Annotated in this window: 11 protein-coding genes; 4 read left to right on the top strand and 7 right to left on the bottom strand. The window is 68.6% G+C overall.

Annotation, left to right across the window (positions count from 1 at the left end; translation table 11 throughout):
* Positions 1 to 124: 124 nt before the first annotated feature.
* Genes infB through rimP form a run of 3 tightly spaced genes read right to left on the bottom strand, consistent with a single transcriptional unit; the run spans position 125 to position 5,169 of the window.
* Positions 125 to 3,211 carry a translation initiation factor IF-2 gene (gene infB / locus QOZ81_RS14185; RefSeq protein ID WP_300714892.1) on the bottom strand — a complete coding sequence of 1,029 codons (3,087 nt, stop codon included), beginning with the start codon at positions 3,209 to 3,211 and terminating at the stop codon, positions 125 to 127.
* A 58-nt stretch (positions 3,212 to 3,269) separates the two neighbouring features.
* Positions 3,270 to 4,598: a transcription termination factor NusA gene (gene nusA / locus QOZ81_RS14180; RefSeq protein WP_291204935.1), complete on the bottom strand. Its 1,329-nt coding sequence runs from the start codon at positions 4,596 to 4,598 to the stop codon at positions 3,270 to 3,272.
* A 1-nt stretch (position 4,599) separates the two neighbouring features.
* Positions 4,600 to 5,169 (bottom strand): ribosome maturation factor RimP, encoded by a 570-nt coding sequence (rimP, locus tag QOZ81_RS14175; protein WP_291204938.1) that lies wholly within the window; start codon positions 5,167 to 5,169, stop codon positions 4,600 to 4,602.
* Between the two features lie 179 nt (positions 5,170 to 5,348).
* Here rimP and folD point away from each other — a divergent pair, with 179 nt between their 5' ends.
* Together folD and QOZ81_RS14165 are read left to right on the top strand one after the other, a co-directional pair.
* Positions 5,349 to 6,263, top strand: a complete 915-nt coding sequence (gene folD, locus QOZ81_RS14170; protein WP_291204942.1) for a bifunctional methylenetetrahydrofolate dehydrogenase/methenyltetrahydrofolate cyclohydrolase FolD — start codon at positions 5,349 to 5,351, stop codon at positions 6,261 to 6,263.
* Positions 6,264 to 6,333: 70 nt separating this feature from the next.
* Positions 6,334 to 6,708 (top strand): response regulator, encoded by a 375-nt coding sequence (locus QOZ81_RS14165; RefSeq protein WP_291204945.1) that lies wholly within the window; start codon positions 6,334 to 6,336, stop codon positions 6,706 to 6,708.
* Here the strand turns inward: QOZ81_RS14165 and QOZ81_RS14160 are convergent.
* Positions 6,705 to 7,463 carry a 3-oxoacyl-ACP reductase family protein gene (locus QOZ81_RS14160; protein WP_291204949.1) on the bottom strand — a complete coding sequence of 253 codons (759 nt, stop codon included), beginning with the start codon at positions 7,461 to 7,463 and terminating at the stop codon, positions 6,705 to 6,707. The genes QOZ81_RS14165 and QOZ81_RS14160 overlap by 4 nt on opposite strands.
* Before the next feature lie 66 nt (positions 7,464 to 7,529).
* Between QOZ81_RS14160 and QOZ81_RS14155 the strand changes: the two genes are divergently transcribed.
* Complete coding sequence (locus QOZ81_RS14155) at positions 7,530 to 7,838, top strand: 4a-hydroxytetrahydrobiopterin dehydratase (protein WP_291204955.1); 309 nt, start codon at positions 7,530 to 7,532, stop codon at positions 7,836 to 7,838.
* Between the two features lie 12 nt (positions 7,839 to 7,850).
* Here the strand turns inward: QOZ81_RS14155 and QOZ81_RS14150 are convergent, their stop codons facing one another.
* The 3 genes from QOZ81_RS14150 to QOZ81_RS14140 form a co-directional block, all read right to left on the bottom strand.
* Positions 7,851 to 8,309 (bottom strand): hypothetical protein, encoded by a 459-nt coding sequence (locus tag QOZ81_RS14150; RefSeq protein WP_291204961.1) that lies wholly within the window; start codon positions 8,307 to 8,309, stop codon positions 7,851 to 7,853.
* Positions 8,310 to 8,335: 26 nt separating this feature from the next.
* Positions 8,336 to 10,213, bottom strand: coding sequence for an RluA family pseudouridine synthase (locus tag QOZ81_RS14145; protein WP_291204964.1), 1,878 nt, complete (start codon positions 10,211 to 10,213; stop codon positions 8,336 to 8,338).
* A gap of 135 nt (positions 10,214 to 10,348) precedes the next feature.
* A complete protein-coding gene (locus tag QOZ81_RS14140; RefSeq protein WP_291204967.1) occupies positions 10,349 to 13,153 on the bottom strand; it encodes a M16 family metallopeptidase in 2,805 nt (934 codons plus the stop codon).
* Between the two features lie 122 nt (positions 13,154 to 13,275).
* Here QOZ81_RS14140 and QOZ81_RS14135 point away from each other — a divergent pair, with 122 nt between their 5' ends.
* Positions 13,276 to 14,679 carry a hypothetical protein gene (locus tag QOZ81_RS14135; protein ID WP_300714886.1) on the top strand — a complete coding sequence of 468 codons (1,404 nt, stop codon included), beginning with the start codon at positions 13,276 to 13,278 and terminating at the stop codon, positions 14,677 to 14,679.
* Positions 14,680 to 14,696: the final 17 nt, after the last annotated feature.

Genomic DNA, 14,696 nt, shown 5'->3' with positions numbered 1-14,696 from the left:
TCACAGCGGAAATAGTTACTTCAGTCTAATCAACATTTGAATACCATTGAGTCATATTTGATCAATAATGAAACGGGCCCGCGAAGCGGGCCCGTCATCGCTCTGCGCGAAGCGCAGGGCGCAATCAGCTCAGGCTGGTGGCGATCACCTTCTCCTTGCTGAAGAACTCGAGGATGTCCCCTTCCTTCAGCTCGTCGAAGCCCTCGAGCGAGATGCCGCAGTCGAGGCCGTTCTTCACCTCGGTCACGTCCTCCTTGAATCGCTTGAGGTTCTTCAGGCCGCCCTCGAAGAGGACCGCCTCGCCCCGCTTGACGCGGACTTTGAAGGACTTCTGGACCTTGCCTTCGGTGACGAAGGAACCGGCGATGACGGTGCGGCCGATCTTGAAGAGCTGGCGCACTTCGGCCTGGCCGTGGACGGTCTCCTTCTCGGTGGCATCCAGCATGCCGACCATGGCCTGCTCGATCTCCTCCGTGACCTTGTAGATGATGTCGTGGAAGCGCAGATCCACGCCCTCTTCGCGGGCGAGCTCCTCGGTCTTCTTCTCGGCCTTGGTGTGGAAGCCGATGATGGTGGCCTTGGAAGCCTCGGCGAGCAGCACGTCGTTCTCGGTGACGGTGCCGGCGGCGCTGTGGATGATGCGCACCCGGACCTTGTCGGTGCTGAGGCGCTCCAACTGGCCCACCAGGGATTCGACAGAACCCTGGGTATCGGCCTTGATGATGAGGGCGAGCTCCTTGACCTGGCCGTCCTTGATGGTGCTGAACAGGGTCTCCAGGGTGGCGCGCTGCTTGAGGTGCGCCGCCTGCTTGGCCTTCTCCTGGCGGAACGTGACGATGGTGCGCGCCTTGGGTTCGTCCTCGACCACCTGGAAGTTGTCGCCGGCGCTGGGCACCTCCTCGAAACCGAGGATCTGCACGGCGCTGGAGGGACCGACCTCGGTGACCTTGCGGCCCAGGTCGTCGAACATGGCGCGGACGCGACCCATGGTGGCGCCGGCCACGAAGATGTCGCCGGCCTTGAGGGTGCCGCGCTGCACGAGGACCGTGGCCACGGGACCGCGGCCGCGGTCGAGGCGGCCCTCGATGATGGACCCGGCGGCGGGGCAGTCGTAAACGGCCTTCAGTTCCTTCAGGTCGGCCACGAGCAGGATGGTCTCGAGGAGCTCATCCAGGCCCTGCTTGGTCTTGGCGCTGACGAGCACGGCGGGCACGTCACCGCCATAGGCCTCGGTCTGGACGCTGTGCTGGAGCAGGCCCTGCTGGACCTTGTCCGGGTTGGCGCCGGGCTTGTCGATCTTGTTGACCGCCACCACCAGGGGCACATCCGCGGCCTTGGCGTGGTTGATGGATTCCACGGTCTGGGGCATGACGCCATCGTCTGCGGCCACCACCAGGATGGCGATGTCCGTGACCTTGGCGCCGCGGGCGCGCATCTTCGTGAACGCTTCGTGGCCCGGGGTGTCGAGGAAGACCACCTGGCGCATCTCGCCGGTGTTCGGATCCTTCACGTCCACGTGGTAGGCACCCACGTGCTGCGTGATGCCGCCGGCTTCGCCGGCCGCCACCTTGGTCTTGCGGATGGCATCGAGCAGGGAGGTCTTGCCGTGGTCGACGTGGCCCATGATGGTGACGACGGGGGGACGGGGCTTTTTCTCGCCCTGCACATCGCCGGACTCGTCGGCCATGATCTGGACGTCCTCCTCGAAGGTGACAATGTCGGCCAGGAACCCGAACTCGCGGGCGATGTCCTTGGCCATCTCGGTGTCGAGGGGCTGGTTGATGGTGGCGAAGATGCCGCGGTGGAGCAGCTTGGCGACCACGTCCTTGGCGGGGCGGTTGCATTTCTCGGCGAGTTCCTTGACGGTCACGCCTTCGGACAGCATGACGATGCCGATTTCCTCTTCGATGTATTCGCTGGCCACCTGCTGGGCGCGGGAGCGGGGCTGGCGGAGCTTGAGGTCGAGTTCCTCTTCCTTGCTCCGGACGTAGCCGCCCTTCTTCTTCTTGCCACCCACGTGGGCGCCGCGACCGGGGCCCTTCTGGCTGTTGGGATCAATGGGACCTGAGGCGGGAATGGAGGGACCGCGGCCGGGACCGCCGGTGCGTGGGCCCATGCCGGGGCGGCCACCGGGGCCGCCGGGACGACCGCCGGGGCCACCGGGACGCGCGCCGGGGCCACCGGGGCCGCGACCACCAGGGCCACCGGGACCGCCGGGGCGGCCGCCAGGGCCGCTGGGCCGGCTGCCAGGCGCAGGTCGGGCCTGGGGCAGCTGGATGTAGCGGGCGGGTTCCGTGGACCTTGGGGCCGGGGCCGGGGTGTCCGAGGTCTTGATGCGGCTGAAGCCCTGATCCGTCCGCATCTCGGTGATGGCGGGCGGAATGTAGGGGCGCCGGGCCGGGGTGACGGGCGGCACGGGCTCGTGGCGCACTTCGCCGCGGCCGGTATTGGTGGCCATCTGCAGGACGGCCTTTTCCTTCTGCGGCATGCCCGAGCGCTGGACATTGCTCGGGGACTGGCCGGGGCGCTGGACGATGGGCCGGGCGCCCGCTTCGGGGCGGGGGCCGCCGGCCGGTGTCTGAGGCTGGGCGGGCGCGGGGGCCTGCGGGGCCGGGCGCTGAGCCGCGGGGCCCGTGGGGCGTGCGGGCGGCAGCTGGATGTAGCGGGCGGGCTTGTCCTCCCGGGGCGCCGGCGCGGGAGCGGCGGTGGACACCTTGAGGCGGGAGAAGGTCTCCGCCACGGGCTCGGCAGGGGCGGGGGGCGCCACCGGAGCCGGGGCCGGCGCCTTGGCGGGGGGCTCGACGGCGGGGGCCTCAGCCACCACGGGGTCGGCCGCCTTGGGAGCGGGGTTCACCTCAGGGGCGGGCTCAGCCGGGGGCTCGGGCCTGGGCTCGGCCTTCTTCACCAGCACGGCCGGGGCGGGCTTGGCGGGCTCGGGCTCCGCCTTGGGTTCGAGGCGGACGGCGGGGGCGGCGGGGGCGGGGCCCTTCACCACCTTCACGGCGGCGGAGGGTTTGTGCAGGGCGAGGGGGGGCGCTTCCTGCTCGCCCTTGTGCTTGCCCTGGAAACCCCGGCGGAGCTGGTCCGCCTGGTCATCGGTGAGGTTGGAGCTGTGGCTCTTCCCCTGGAGGCCCAGCCGCTTCTCACAGGCCTCGATGACCTCCTGATTGGCGACTCCGAGCTCTTTGGCGAGTTGGTTGATGCGCAGCATGTAAGCGGATTACCTCGGCCTGGGGTGGGAAGAAGGAAGGGGGCTGCAGGACGACAGCCTACTCCCCGAAGTGAGCCTGCACGGCATCGATGAGACGGAAGGCCAGATCCTGGTCCATGCCTTCCACCTGCATCAGCTGTTCGGCCGTAACAGTGTAAAGGGATTTGGCGTCGGGATAACCCGCCGCGGCCAGACGGTCGGCCAGCATGGCGTCCAGGCCCTCGACCTGGAGGGTGTCGAGCAGGGTGGAAGCGGGGGCGGCGGCCTCCTCATCGGGGGCATCCACGGCCTCCGGGACGGGCAGGGCCAGACCCATGGCGACCTCGGCCTCGCGGCGCTTGTCGGCCTCGCTGCGGACGTCGATGTTCCAGCCCGTCAGTTTGGCGGCGAGGCGCACGTTCTGGCCGCGCTTGCCGATGGCGACGCTGAGCTGCTCGTCGTCCACCACCACCTCGACCCGGCGTCCCTCGGGGTCGCCGAGGTTCACGCGGATGGCCTTGGCCGGGTTCAGCGCGTTGGCGATGAACTGGGCCGGGTCGTCCGAGTAGCGGACGATGTCGATCTTCTCGTTCTTCAGCTCGCGGATGATGGCCTGCACGCGGCTGCCCTTGAGGCCCACGCAGGCGCCCACGGGATCGACATCGGGATCGAGGCTGTGGACGGCCACCTTGGCGCGGTCGCCGGCTTCGCGGACGCAGTTGCGGATGACCACCGTGCCGTCATGGATTTCCGGCACTTCGTTCTCGAAGAGCTTGATGAGCAGCCGCGGATCGGTGCGGCTCACCTGGACCTGGGGATCCTTGGCGCTGCGGTCGACACTGACGATGACCACCTTGATGCGCTGGCCCTTGTCGAAGCGGTCGCCACGGAGGGCCTCGCTGCGGCGCAGCATGGATTCCACGCGGTCGATCTCGAGGATGATGGCGCTCTTCTCGAAGCGCTTGACCTCGGCCACCACCACCTCGCCGATGCGGTCGGCGAACTCGGTGAAGATGCGCTCACGCTCGGCTTCGCGGACCTTCTGGACCAGCACCTGCTTGGCGGCCTGCGCGGCGATGCGGCCCAGCTGGCTGGTGTCCTGGGGCAGCCAGAGGGTGTCCCCCTCGGCAGCGTCCGGGTTCAGGGTCTGGGCTTCCGCCAGGCTGATCTCGAGATCTTCTTCCTCGACCTCGGCCACCACCTGCTTCAGGGCGTAGACGTGGAACTCGCCGGTCTCCCGGTCCATCTGGGCCTGGAAGTTGCCGTAGAAATCCTGGGCATTGAAATACTTGTCCGCGGCCTTGGCGAGGGCTTCCTCGACGGCGGCGAATACATCTTCTTCGGGGATGCCCTTTTCAGCGGCGATCATCTTCACGCTGTCGAAAAAGGTCGTTGCGACGTTTGCCATCTCAGGCCTCCTCTTCTTCGGCGGCGCTTGTCTCTACGCCGTCGGCATCAGGCAGTTCGGTGAATCGCCCGACCAGGTGCTTGGGCCGGGGGGTCTTGTCTTCGTCAAAGGGGGCCAGCCGGGCCTTCTGGATGGCCTCGATGGGCACGGCCTTCAGCACGCCGTCCTCTTCGAGGGTGACGCTGCCGTCCGCCACGGGGCCGATCCACCCCTTGAAGCGCTTCTGGCCGTTGATGGGGGCGGCGGTCTGGACGCGGCAGAGCCTCCCCGCGAAGCGCCGGAAATGATCGGCCTTCACCAGGGGGCGCTCCATGCCGGGGCTGCTCACCTCCACCCCGAGCTTTTCGCGCAGGTCGGGGAACTCCACGTCCATCCAGAGCAGCAGGCCCTCGTGGGCGGTGGTGCAGTCGTCCAGGGTGACCTTGCGGTGGCTGGTCTCGGCGTCCAGATGGTCGATGTAGAGGCGCAGGGTCTCATCCTTGCCCTCGCGGACAAGCTCCAGGTGCACCAGCTCATAGCCCAGCAGGGCCAGCTGGCGCTCGAGGGGAGGCTGCACTTTCTTCAAGTCCACTGAGACTCCGACAGAACAACAAAAAAGGTGGGTCGAACCCACCCAGTCTTGGGCCCGAAACGGGACACCATGGCCGAATTGAGCCTGAAGTCTAACGCTTTTCTCCCGAATGCTCAAGAGAACAGAATCTTGATGAGGGCCACAGGGGCCTTGGGATTCAATGGTTGGAGGGGGCACCCATGGCCATGATCCTGGACGGCAAAGCGCACGCGGACCGCATGCTGGAGGAGGTCCGGCAGGGGGTCGAGGGACGCCTGGCCAAGGGGTTCCGGGCCCCGGCCCTGGCCGTGGTGCTGGTGGGCGATGACCCGGCCAGTCAGGTCTACGTCCGAAACAAGTCAGCCGCCTGCGCCAAGGTCGGCATCACCTCCATCGAGCACCGGCTGGCGGCGGACACGCCCCAAGCCACCCTCGACGCCCTCATCGACCAGCTGAACGCCGACACCGGCGTGGACGGCATTCTGGTGCAGCTGCCCCTGCCGAAGGGGCTGGATTCCAAGCGGGCCCTCCACCGCATCAGCCCCGCCAAGGATGTGGACGGGTTCCACCCCATGAACCAGGGCCTGCTGCTGGAGGGCCTGCCGGGCCTGCGCCCCTGCACGCCCACGGCCTGCATGTCCCTGCTGGCCCACCACGGCGTGGCCCTCAAGGGCATCCGCGCCGTGGTCCTGGGCCGCAGCGAGATCGTGGGCAAGCCCATGGCCCTGATGCTGCTGGAGCAGCATGCCACCGTGACCATCGCCCACAGCCGCACCCAGGACCTGGCGGCGGTCTGCCGCGAGGCGGACCTGCTGGTGGCCGCCGTGGGCCGCCCCGGCCTGGTGGAGGGTTCCTGGATCAAGCCCGGCGCCGTGGTGGTGGACGTGGGCATCAACCGGGTGGAGGACGAGGCCCTTGGCGCCCGGATCTTCGCTGCCGAACCCAGAAAGCTGGAGACCCTCCGCGCCAAGGGCGGGGTCCTCTGCGGCGACGTCCGCTTCGGGGAGGCCATGGAGGTGGCTTCTGCGGTGACGCCGGTCCCGGGCGGGGTGGGCCCCCTCACCATCGCCGGCCTGCTCAGCAACACCCTGGTGGCCGCGAACCGGAACGCCTAGCCGGACCTCCCCCTTCTCCCGAGGGTGCGAAATCCCGGTGCTTCGGTAACACTTTCGGTGGACCCCCCCGATGCCGACGCTCCTGCTGGTGGAAGACAACGAGATGAACCGGGACGCGATTTCGCGTCTGCTGGAGCGCCGCGGCTTCACCGTGATCACCGGCGAGGACGGGGAACAGGGCCTGCAGCTCTGCCGGGAACGCCAGCCGAACCTGGTGCTCATGGACGTCGGGCTGCCCGGCATCGATGGCTATGAGGCGACCCGGCAGATCAAGGCCGACCCCCGGACCGCCCACATCCCCGTGGTGGCCCTGACCGCCAGGGCCCTGACCTCGGACCGGCAGGAAGCCATGGCGGCGGGTTGCGATGACTACGACACCAAGCCCGTGGACCTGGTCCGGCTGGTGGGGAAGATCAACGCACTGCTAGGGCCATCGGTAAGTTAGGGGCACAGCCCCCCGTCCACGTTGATGATCTGGCCGCTCATGTAGCTGGCCCACTCGGAGCAGAGGAAGGCCACCACGCCGGCCACCTCCTCCGGCTCGCCCTCCCGCTTGAGGATGGCCGGGGCCAGCATCTCGCGGCGCATCTCCTCGGACACGTCCTGGGTGAGCTCGGTGTGGATGAGGCCAGGGTTCACGGCGTTCACCAGGACGCCGAAGGGGGCCATCTCCCGGGCCAGGCTCTTGGTGAGCGCGATCACCGCGCCCTTGCTGGCGCCGTAGTTGGTCTGGCCCGCCTTGCCGATGATGCCCGTGGGGCTGACGATGTTGACGATGCGGCCCCACTTGCGGGCCATCATGCCCCGCACGAAGGCCTTGGTGGCGTAGACGGTGCCCCGGAGGTTGACGTTCATGACCTCCTCCCACTTCTCGTCGCCCATGAGGATGAAGGGGCCGTCCTGCCGGGTGCCCACGTTGTTCACGAGGATGTCCACCGGGCCCAGCTCGGCCTTCACGCGGTCGGCGGCGGCCTCCAGCTCCGCCTTCACCCGCACGTCCGCTAGCACGACCATGGCGCGGCGGCCCAGGCCGCGGATTTCAGCCGCCACGGCCTCGGCCAGGTCCAGGTTCTTCTGGGCGTGGACCACCACGTCCGCCCCCCAGTGGGCCAGCTCCACGGCGATGGCCCGGCCGATGCCCCGGGAGGATCCACTGACGAAGGCGACGCGGCCGAGGAGGGGGGGGTGGTTGAAGGGCATGGCGGGACTCGAGGAAGGCGTAACAAAACCGGAGGCAACGGATTAGGATGCACCAGGGGGGAAAGCATGTCCAAGGATCTGGTCAGCCCTGAAGCCATGGAGGCCTTCCTGGCGCGGCATCCCGAGTGGGTGGCCCAGGGCGATTCCCACGGCCTGACGCTGCGCCGGCGCTTCGCGTTCTCGTCCTATCCCCGCGGGCTCGGCTTCGTGGTGGCCGCCGCGGAGCACGCCGAGGCCGTGAACCACCACCCGGACCTGACGCTGGGCTACCGGTGGGTCGTCGCCGTACTCATGACCCACGTCAGCCTCGGCATCACCCAGCGCGACCTGGACCTGGCCGAGGCCCTGGACCGGCTGTATCTGGAGCACCTCTAGCCCGGGCGGTGCCTACTTCGCCGGCAATCCGCTGGGCGGCAGCCGGTTGAAGCGCTCCTGCATGGACTTCACCTTGGTCAGATCCAGCTTCTGCGGCTGGCTGGGGTCGGACTGCATGATGTCGCCCAGTTCCAGGGCCTGGAGCTTGGGGGGTGGTTGTGTGAAGGCCCTGGACAAACGCTCCCGGAGGCCCCCCAGGTAGAGGCTGAAGGCCTCGCGGCGGGTTTCACTGGGTGGCAGCAGGTCCCAGACCTCCACCGTGGCCTCGGCCCCGCGGCGCCGTGGGGGCGGCGCGGGACGGAGGGAGGCCGACAGCAACAGTCCGTCCCAGCAGCCGGGGGGCGCCAGCTCGATGGCGGTGGTGGGACCTGATCCCAGGCCTGTCCGCACCTTCAGCGGGAGCGCTTGAGCTGCCCCCGGATCCTGGGCGACCAGGATCGTGGCAAACAGACAGCAGCAGAGGGGTCGCATCGGATCAAGGATGCCCCAGGGCAGGGCTAGGGTTTCCGGGGTTTGGGTTTATTTGTCCGCGGGGCGGGCTTGCCCGAGGGGCGCCCAGTGGCGCCTTCCCGGCGGGGACCGGACGGGCGGTCATGGGGGCCTGAGGCGCTGCGGGGCCGGGTGGGCCGGTCACCGGCGCCAAAGGTACGGCGCGGGCGTTCGTCCCCCTCGTCGCGGCGCGGGCGGGCCGGGCGATCCGCGGGACCCGACGCGGGCCTGGGCCGGCGGACCTCGCCATCCTCCCGGCGGGGCCGGGCCGGACGCTCGGCGGAACCAAAGCTGCGGCGGGGGCGCTCGTCACCGTCGTCGCGGCGAGGGCGGGCTGGGCGATCGTTGGGGCCGGAAGTAGACCTGGGGCGGGCATCACCGTCTTCCCGGCGGGGCCGGGCCGGACGCTCGGCGGAACCGAAGCTGCGGCGGGGGCGCTCATCACCGTCCTCGCGGCGCGGGCGGGCGGAGCGCTCGCTGGGGCCGGAAGTGGACCTGGGGCGGGCGTCACCATCCTCCCGGCGGGGCCGGGCCGGACGCTCGGCGGACCCGAAGCTACGGCGGGGACGCTCATCACCATCCTCGCGACGCGGGCGGGCGGGGCGCTCGCTGGGGCCGGAAGCGGGCCTGGGCCGGGCGTCACCATCCTCCCGGCGGGGACGGGCGGGGCGATCGCTGGGCCCGGAGGTGTGCCTGGGGCGGGTATCGCCATCCTCGCGACGAGGAGGACGGGACGGCCGATCCGTGGCGCCGAAGGTGCGGCGGGGCCGCTCCTCGCTGCCACCTGGTCGGGGGCGGGCCGGACGGTTGGGGGCCTCGTCCCGATCCTCATAGCGCTTGGCGCGGGCCACGCGCTTGAGCTTGTGATCGAAGCTTTCGGTGGGCTGGAAGATGCCCTCCTCACCCTTCACGCCCGTGGACGCGCGGACGAGCCGGGCCTGGTTGCGCAGCACCTTCAGGGCCGCCTCCATGTCCGCGGGCATGGGGGCCGTGACGGTGACCTGCTCCTCGGTGACGGGATGCTTGAAGCCCAGCAGCTCGGCATGCAGGGCCTGGCGGTCCAGCAGGGGGCTCTCGACGCCGTAGACCTGGTCGCCCAGGAGGGGGAAGCCGCGGTCGGCGAACTGCACCCGGATCTGGTTGCGGCGGCCGGTTTCCAGCTTCACCTCCACCACGGTGTGGCCTGGCAGGCGCTCGATGACGCGGTAGTGGGTCACCGCCTCCTTGGCGCCGGGGGGCATGCGCTTGCCGCCGCCGGGTCCCTTGCGGGCGACGGCCACGGACATCTTCAGGGACTTGGCGTGCTCGATGAGGTGCCCGGCCAGGGTGCCGCTGTTCTCCGGCAGCTCACCGACCAGCACGGCAAAATAGACGCGCTGGAGGCGGTGCAGCTCGAAGTGCTTCTTCAGGCCGTGGAGGGCCTCGGGCGTTTTCGCGAACACCAGCACGCCGCTGGTGAAGCGGTCCAGGCGATGCACGATGTACAGGTTGAAACGCTTGAAGCCGCGACGCCGGTAGGCCTCGGTGATGGCCTCGGCCAGGCTGGGCTCGCCGCCCTGCTCGGCGGGCACCGTGAGCAGGCCCGCGGGCTTGAAGACGAAGAGCAGGTGGTTGTCCTCCCACAGCGTCTCGAAGGGGCCGGCCTTCAGCTTGCGCTCCGGCGGCAGCACCTCGTAGGTCTGCTCGGGATCGAATTCCACCCTGACCGAGTCGCCGGCCTTCAGCCGATGGCCGTGCTTCTGCACGATCTCGCCATTCACCGTGACGCAGTTGCAGTCGATGAAGCCCTTGGCCTGCCGGTGGCTGATGACCATGATCCGGTGCAGTTCAGAAGCCAGGGCCGAGCCCTCATGTTCCGCCTGCCACTCCCGTTCGATGCGTGCCATGGCAACGCCCTCCGTCATCGTCCTGCATCCTCATCAACGCCGAACGGACTAACAGCAGACCATGGAATGGGCTCTGTTCCTAACGAAAAGGGGGCGGCATGCGCCACCCCCTTTTCGCTAAGTCAAAGAATGGAGCTACTTCTTTGCATCCTTGGCGAAATCTCCGGCCTTGACCACCACCAGCTTCGCGGGATCCAGGTACTTCCGGAGGGCCGCGTTCACCTCGTCAAGTTTCAGGGCCTTCACCTTGGTTTCCAGTTCCGCCTGGAAGAGGACGGACCGCCCGAGGTAGAGCGAACTGTTCAGCCAGCCGGCGATCTCCTTGTCCTCCTGCCGCTGGGCCTCTTCCCCCTGCAGCCAGGTCTTGCGCGCGAATTCGAGCTCATCTTGCGTGAAGCCCTCCTTCAGTGCCTTCTGGATCTCCTCGTGGAAGGCGGCCTCCAGCTTCGCGACGTTCTGGGGCGCGTAGATGGCGTAAGCCTGCCAGGCGGAGACGGGATCCTGGCTGCTGACGTTCACGAAGGAACCGGCGCCGTAGCTGAAGCCCTCCTTCTGGCGCAGGCGGTCGGCGATGCGGTTCTTCAGGGCGCCTCCGCCGAGGACCTGGTTGGCCATGAGGAAGGCCGGGTAGTCCGCATCGGTATCCTTCATGGCCCAGCGCTCGGAGGCCAGGAAGAAGGCCATCTGCTTGTCGGGGGTCTCGAGCACCTTCGACTGGCCTGCCACCTCCTTCAGCCGGGCGGGAATGCGCTCATAGGGCGAAGTGGCCTTCCAGGAGCCGAAGAGCTCGGTCACGAGGCCCTGGACCTCCTGGGCGTCGAAGTCGCCGGAGGCCGCGAAGGTGGCGTGGTCGGCGCCGTAGAAGGCGGCGTGGAAGGCCTTCAGGTCCTCGACCTTGGCGGCCTTCAGCTCGCCGATCCGCGTCTCGTAGGAGCGGTAGGCCGAGGGGTGCCCGGCGGGATAGGGATCGAAGGTCTGGCCCATGAACTCCATGGCCTTGGCCTGGGGTTCCTGGCGCTGGGACTCCAGCCCCGTGGTCTGCTGCTTCACGAGCGTGTCGAGCTCCGCAACGGGGAAGGCGGGCTCGCGAAGGACTTCAGCCACCAGTCGCAGCGTGGCGGCCAGGTTCTCCCGCGGCACCGTGAGGGTGGCATTGGCGGAGGTGGCGCCGCCGGTGATGGACACCTCGGCCTTCAGCTTGTCGAAGGCATCCGCGATCTCCTGGCGGCTGTGCTTCAGCGTGCCGCGCATGAGCATGCCGCCGGTGAGGCCCGGCGTGGCGGCCTTGTCCCGCAGGGCCGTCTCCTGTCCGAAACGCAGGGTCAGCTGGATCGACGCCATGCCCCCCTTGGTCTTCTTTGAGAGCAGGGCGCCCTTCAGGCCGTTGGGGGCCGTGAAGCGGAGCGTGCGCTGGTCCACATTGGCGGGGCTGGCATCGAAGGCCTCGCCCTGGGCGATGGTCTGCTTGCCGGTGTAGCCCTTCACCTCGGCGTCGATGTCGGGTACGCCCGGCACCGTCGTGCGGTCCGGTTTCTCGGTGGGGATGAACTGGCCGAGGGTGCGGTTGCTGGGCTTGAAGTAGGCCACGGCGGCCGTCTGCACCTGCTCGAGGGTGGCCGTCTGGGTGCGATCGCGATCCAGGAACCACTCCCGCCAGTCGCCGGCGGCCATGGCCTCGCTGAGGCTGATGGCCATGTTCTTGGTGTCGGACAGGGCCTGGTCGATGCCCTTCTGGGCCTGCACCTTGGCGCGGTCCAGCTCGGCCTGGGTGAGAGGCTTGTCCTTCAGACCCTCCAGCTCGCGCACCAGGGCCTCCTTGGCCTTCTCCATGTCGCCGTCCTTCGGCAGCACGACGCCGAACATCTGGAGGCCGGGTTCGAAGGTGGTGAAGGAGATCTGGAAGACCTGGGCGGCCAGCTTGGTTTCCACCAGCGCCTTGTAGAGGCGGCCGCTCGGCACATCCGCCAGGATGGAGGCCGCCATGTCCGTGGCCGTGCGGTCGGCGTGGGCCGCGGGTGCGGAGTGGTAGCCGGCCACCAGCAGCGGCGTGCCGCCGACGCGGCGGACGGTGACCTGGCGCTCGCCATCCTGGGTGGGCTCGACGGTGTAGGTGGGCTCCAGGGACCGGGTGGGCCTGGGGAGCCGGCCAAAGGTGGCGTTGATGTAGGCCAGCGTCTTGGGCTCGTCGAACTTTCCCGCCACCACCAGCACGGCGTTGTCCGGCTGGTAGTACTTCTGGTAGAAGTCGCGCAGGTGCTGGACGTTCACGTGCTCGATGTCGCTGCGGGCCCCGATGGCGGGCTTCCCGTAGTTGTGCCAGTCGAAGGCCACCGACAGGACCCGGAGGAGGGTGGTGCGGAAGGGATTGTTCTCACCGGACTCGAACTCGTTGCGGACGACGGTCATCTCCCCGCTCTTGCCGTCCTTGCCCCACAGCGTCTCGGCGGTGAAGGTGCAGTTCAGCATCCGGTCCGCTTCCAGATCCAGGGCCTTCTTCAGGTTCTCTTCGCTGGCTGGGAACGAGACGTAGTAGTTCGTGCGGTCGAAGTTGGTGGTGCCGTTGGCGTCACCGCCCAGTTCATTGAGGATCTTCCAGGTCTCAGGGCGGTCCTTCGTGCCCTTGAAGAGCATGTGCTCCAGCAGGTGGGCCATGCCCGTTTCGCCGTAGTGCTCGTGGCGGCTGCCCACCATGTAGGTGATGTTCGTGGTGGCCGTGGGTTTGCTGGCATCGGGATAGAGCAGCACCCGCAGGCCGTTCGCCAGCCGGTACTCGGTGATGCCCTCCACCGCCGTGACCTTGATGGGATCAGGCAGGGGCGCGGACTTGGCGGCTTTCGCCTTGGAGGGGCTCTTAGCGACGGCCTTGGGGGCGTCCCCCGCCACCAGCGTGAAGGCCAGGGCCCCGCAGAGGGGCAGCAACAATCGACGGGAGAAGCGCATGGAGCCTCCAGGCTGTGAAAGATCCCCGCTGGGGAAGACCCCAGGTTACGAAAGGTTTCCGGGATTGGCCCGTTAAGAATAAGTACGAAAGCTTGACCCGAGGGCATCGGGGAGGCAGGGTAGTGGTGTTTCCAGAGGCCAAGATCATGAATGCCGCGACGAAATCCCGCGCCGGGTGGTTCGCAGTCACCCTGCTTGGCCTGGTGGGAACCCAGCTGCCGGCCCAGAGCGCCCTGGGTCAGCTGGAGAGCATGACCGGCCAAAAGGTCCAGCGCTTCCAGGGTTCCAGCGCCTACAGGTATCGGCAGGCTCCCACGGCTGCCAGTAGGGTGGTGAAGCCTGCGCGGTTGACCCCCGACCAACAGGCGGCGAGCCTGCTGGGTGGCGTGTTCGGCGGGCTGCTGTCCCAGGCTCTTTCCGCGGGCCCGCAGCCCGGCTCCGGCATGGCCCACCACGACGAGCAGCAGGCGCAGATCGAGGCCCGGATCCAGCAGCAGCGTCAGGAGGCCCTGGCCCGAGACCAGCAGGCACTCCAGTCCTGGGCCCAGGACTACGCCTCTCAGCTGAATCACCAGCTCCTGTCCCTGCGGGGCGGCAACCTGGAGGGCCAGACCGCAGCCCAGTCGGGAATGTGGGACGGTGGGACCCGGACTCCTGGTGGAGATCCGCTGGTCGTGGACCTCCGGGATGCGCGGGCGCTCACCCCTGGCAACCTCAAGGCCGCCGAACCGGCACCCAGGCCCGTGACGCCCGACGAGGTTCTCCGGCGCCGGGCCGAAGCCCAGGCGCGGCTCCAGCGCATGATGGCCGAAAACGGGGACCTGAAGATGCTCGGCAAGCGCTTCTACGAGCTGGAAGACGAGCTGTCCCGCCTGAAAGCCGAGGCCGCCCGGCTGGGCTCGGACGGCCGCCAGCTCGCGCGGGAGCACGAGGCCTGGGGCGCGGCGGTGGATCGGGCGATCCAGAACTCGCTGGAGCGGGGCACCAGCCTCCTCACGGGGACCCTCATCCCCGAGGGGACGGCCGCGGGCCTCCGTACCCTCCAGAAGAACCCCCGAGTCTGGAGCGGCACGGTGGAAGCCCTCACCCAGGTGAACGACTTCACCGATTTCGTGACCGAGCGTGCCGACCGCGCCCTGGCGGCGCGGGACGCGGTGGACTGGGTCCAGGCCAAGCAGTCGCTGTACCAGAACCTCGACTTCATCGCGACCAACCTGCAGCACGCCAACAAGGCCTGGAAGCCCCTCAGTACCCAGTGGGAGCTGGGCAAGAGCATCGTGGGCTCCGGCCTGGATGTGGCCCAGGAGCTGGACGCCTGGGCCTACCAGAAGGGCGCCGCGGGCGACCAGGCGCTGCTGAGCCAGCGGCAGAAGGCGGTCCTGGGGAAGATGACCGTGCTGGTGGGCCGCCTCCAGGATTCCCGCGCCACCCTGGCCGCCAAGCTGGGGGTACGCCCCGAGGACCTGATCCCGGTCCAGGCCCAGCCATCCCTGCCGCGGCTGGCGAGTCCCGTCTCCCCCCTGTGACCTTCCCGGAGCACCCG

Origin of the sequence: Geothrix sp. (assembly GCF_030219325.1) — a bacterium.
In the GTDB taxonomy this organism is placed as follows: Bacteria; Acidobacteriota; Holophagae; order Holophagales; family Holophagaceae; genus Geothrix.
This window is presented reverse-complemented; position numbering and strand designations above follow the sequence as displayed.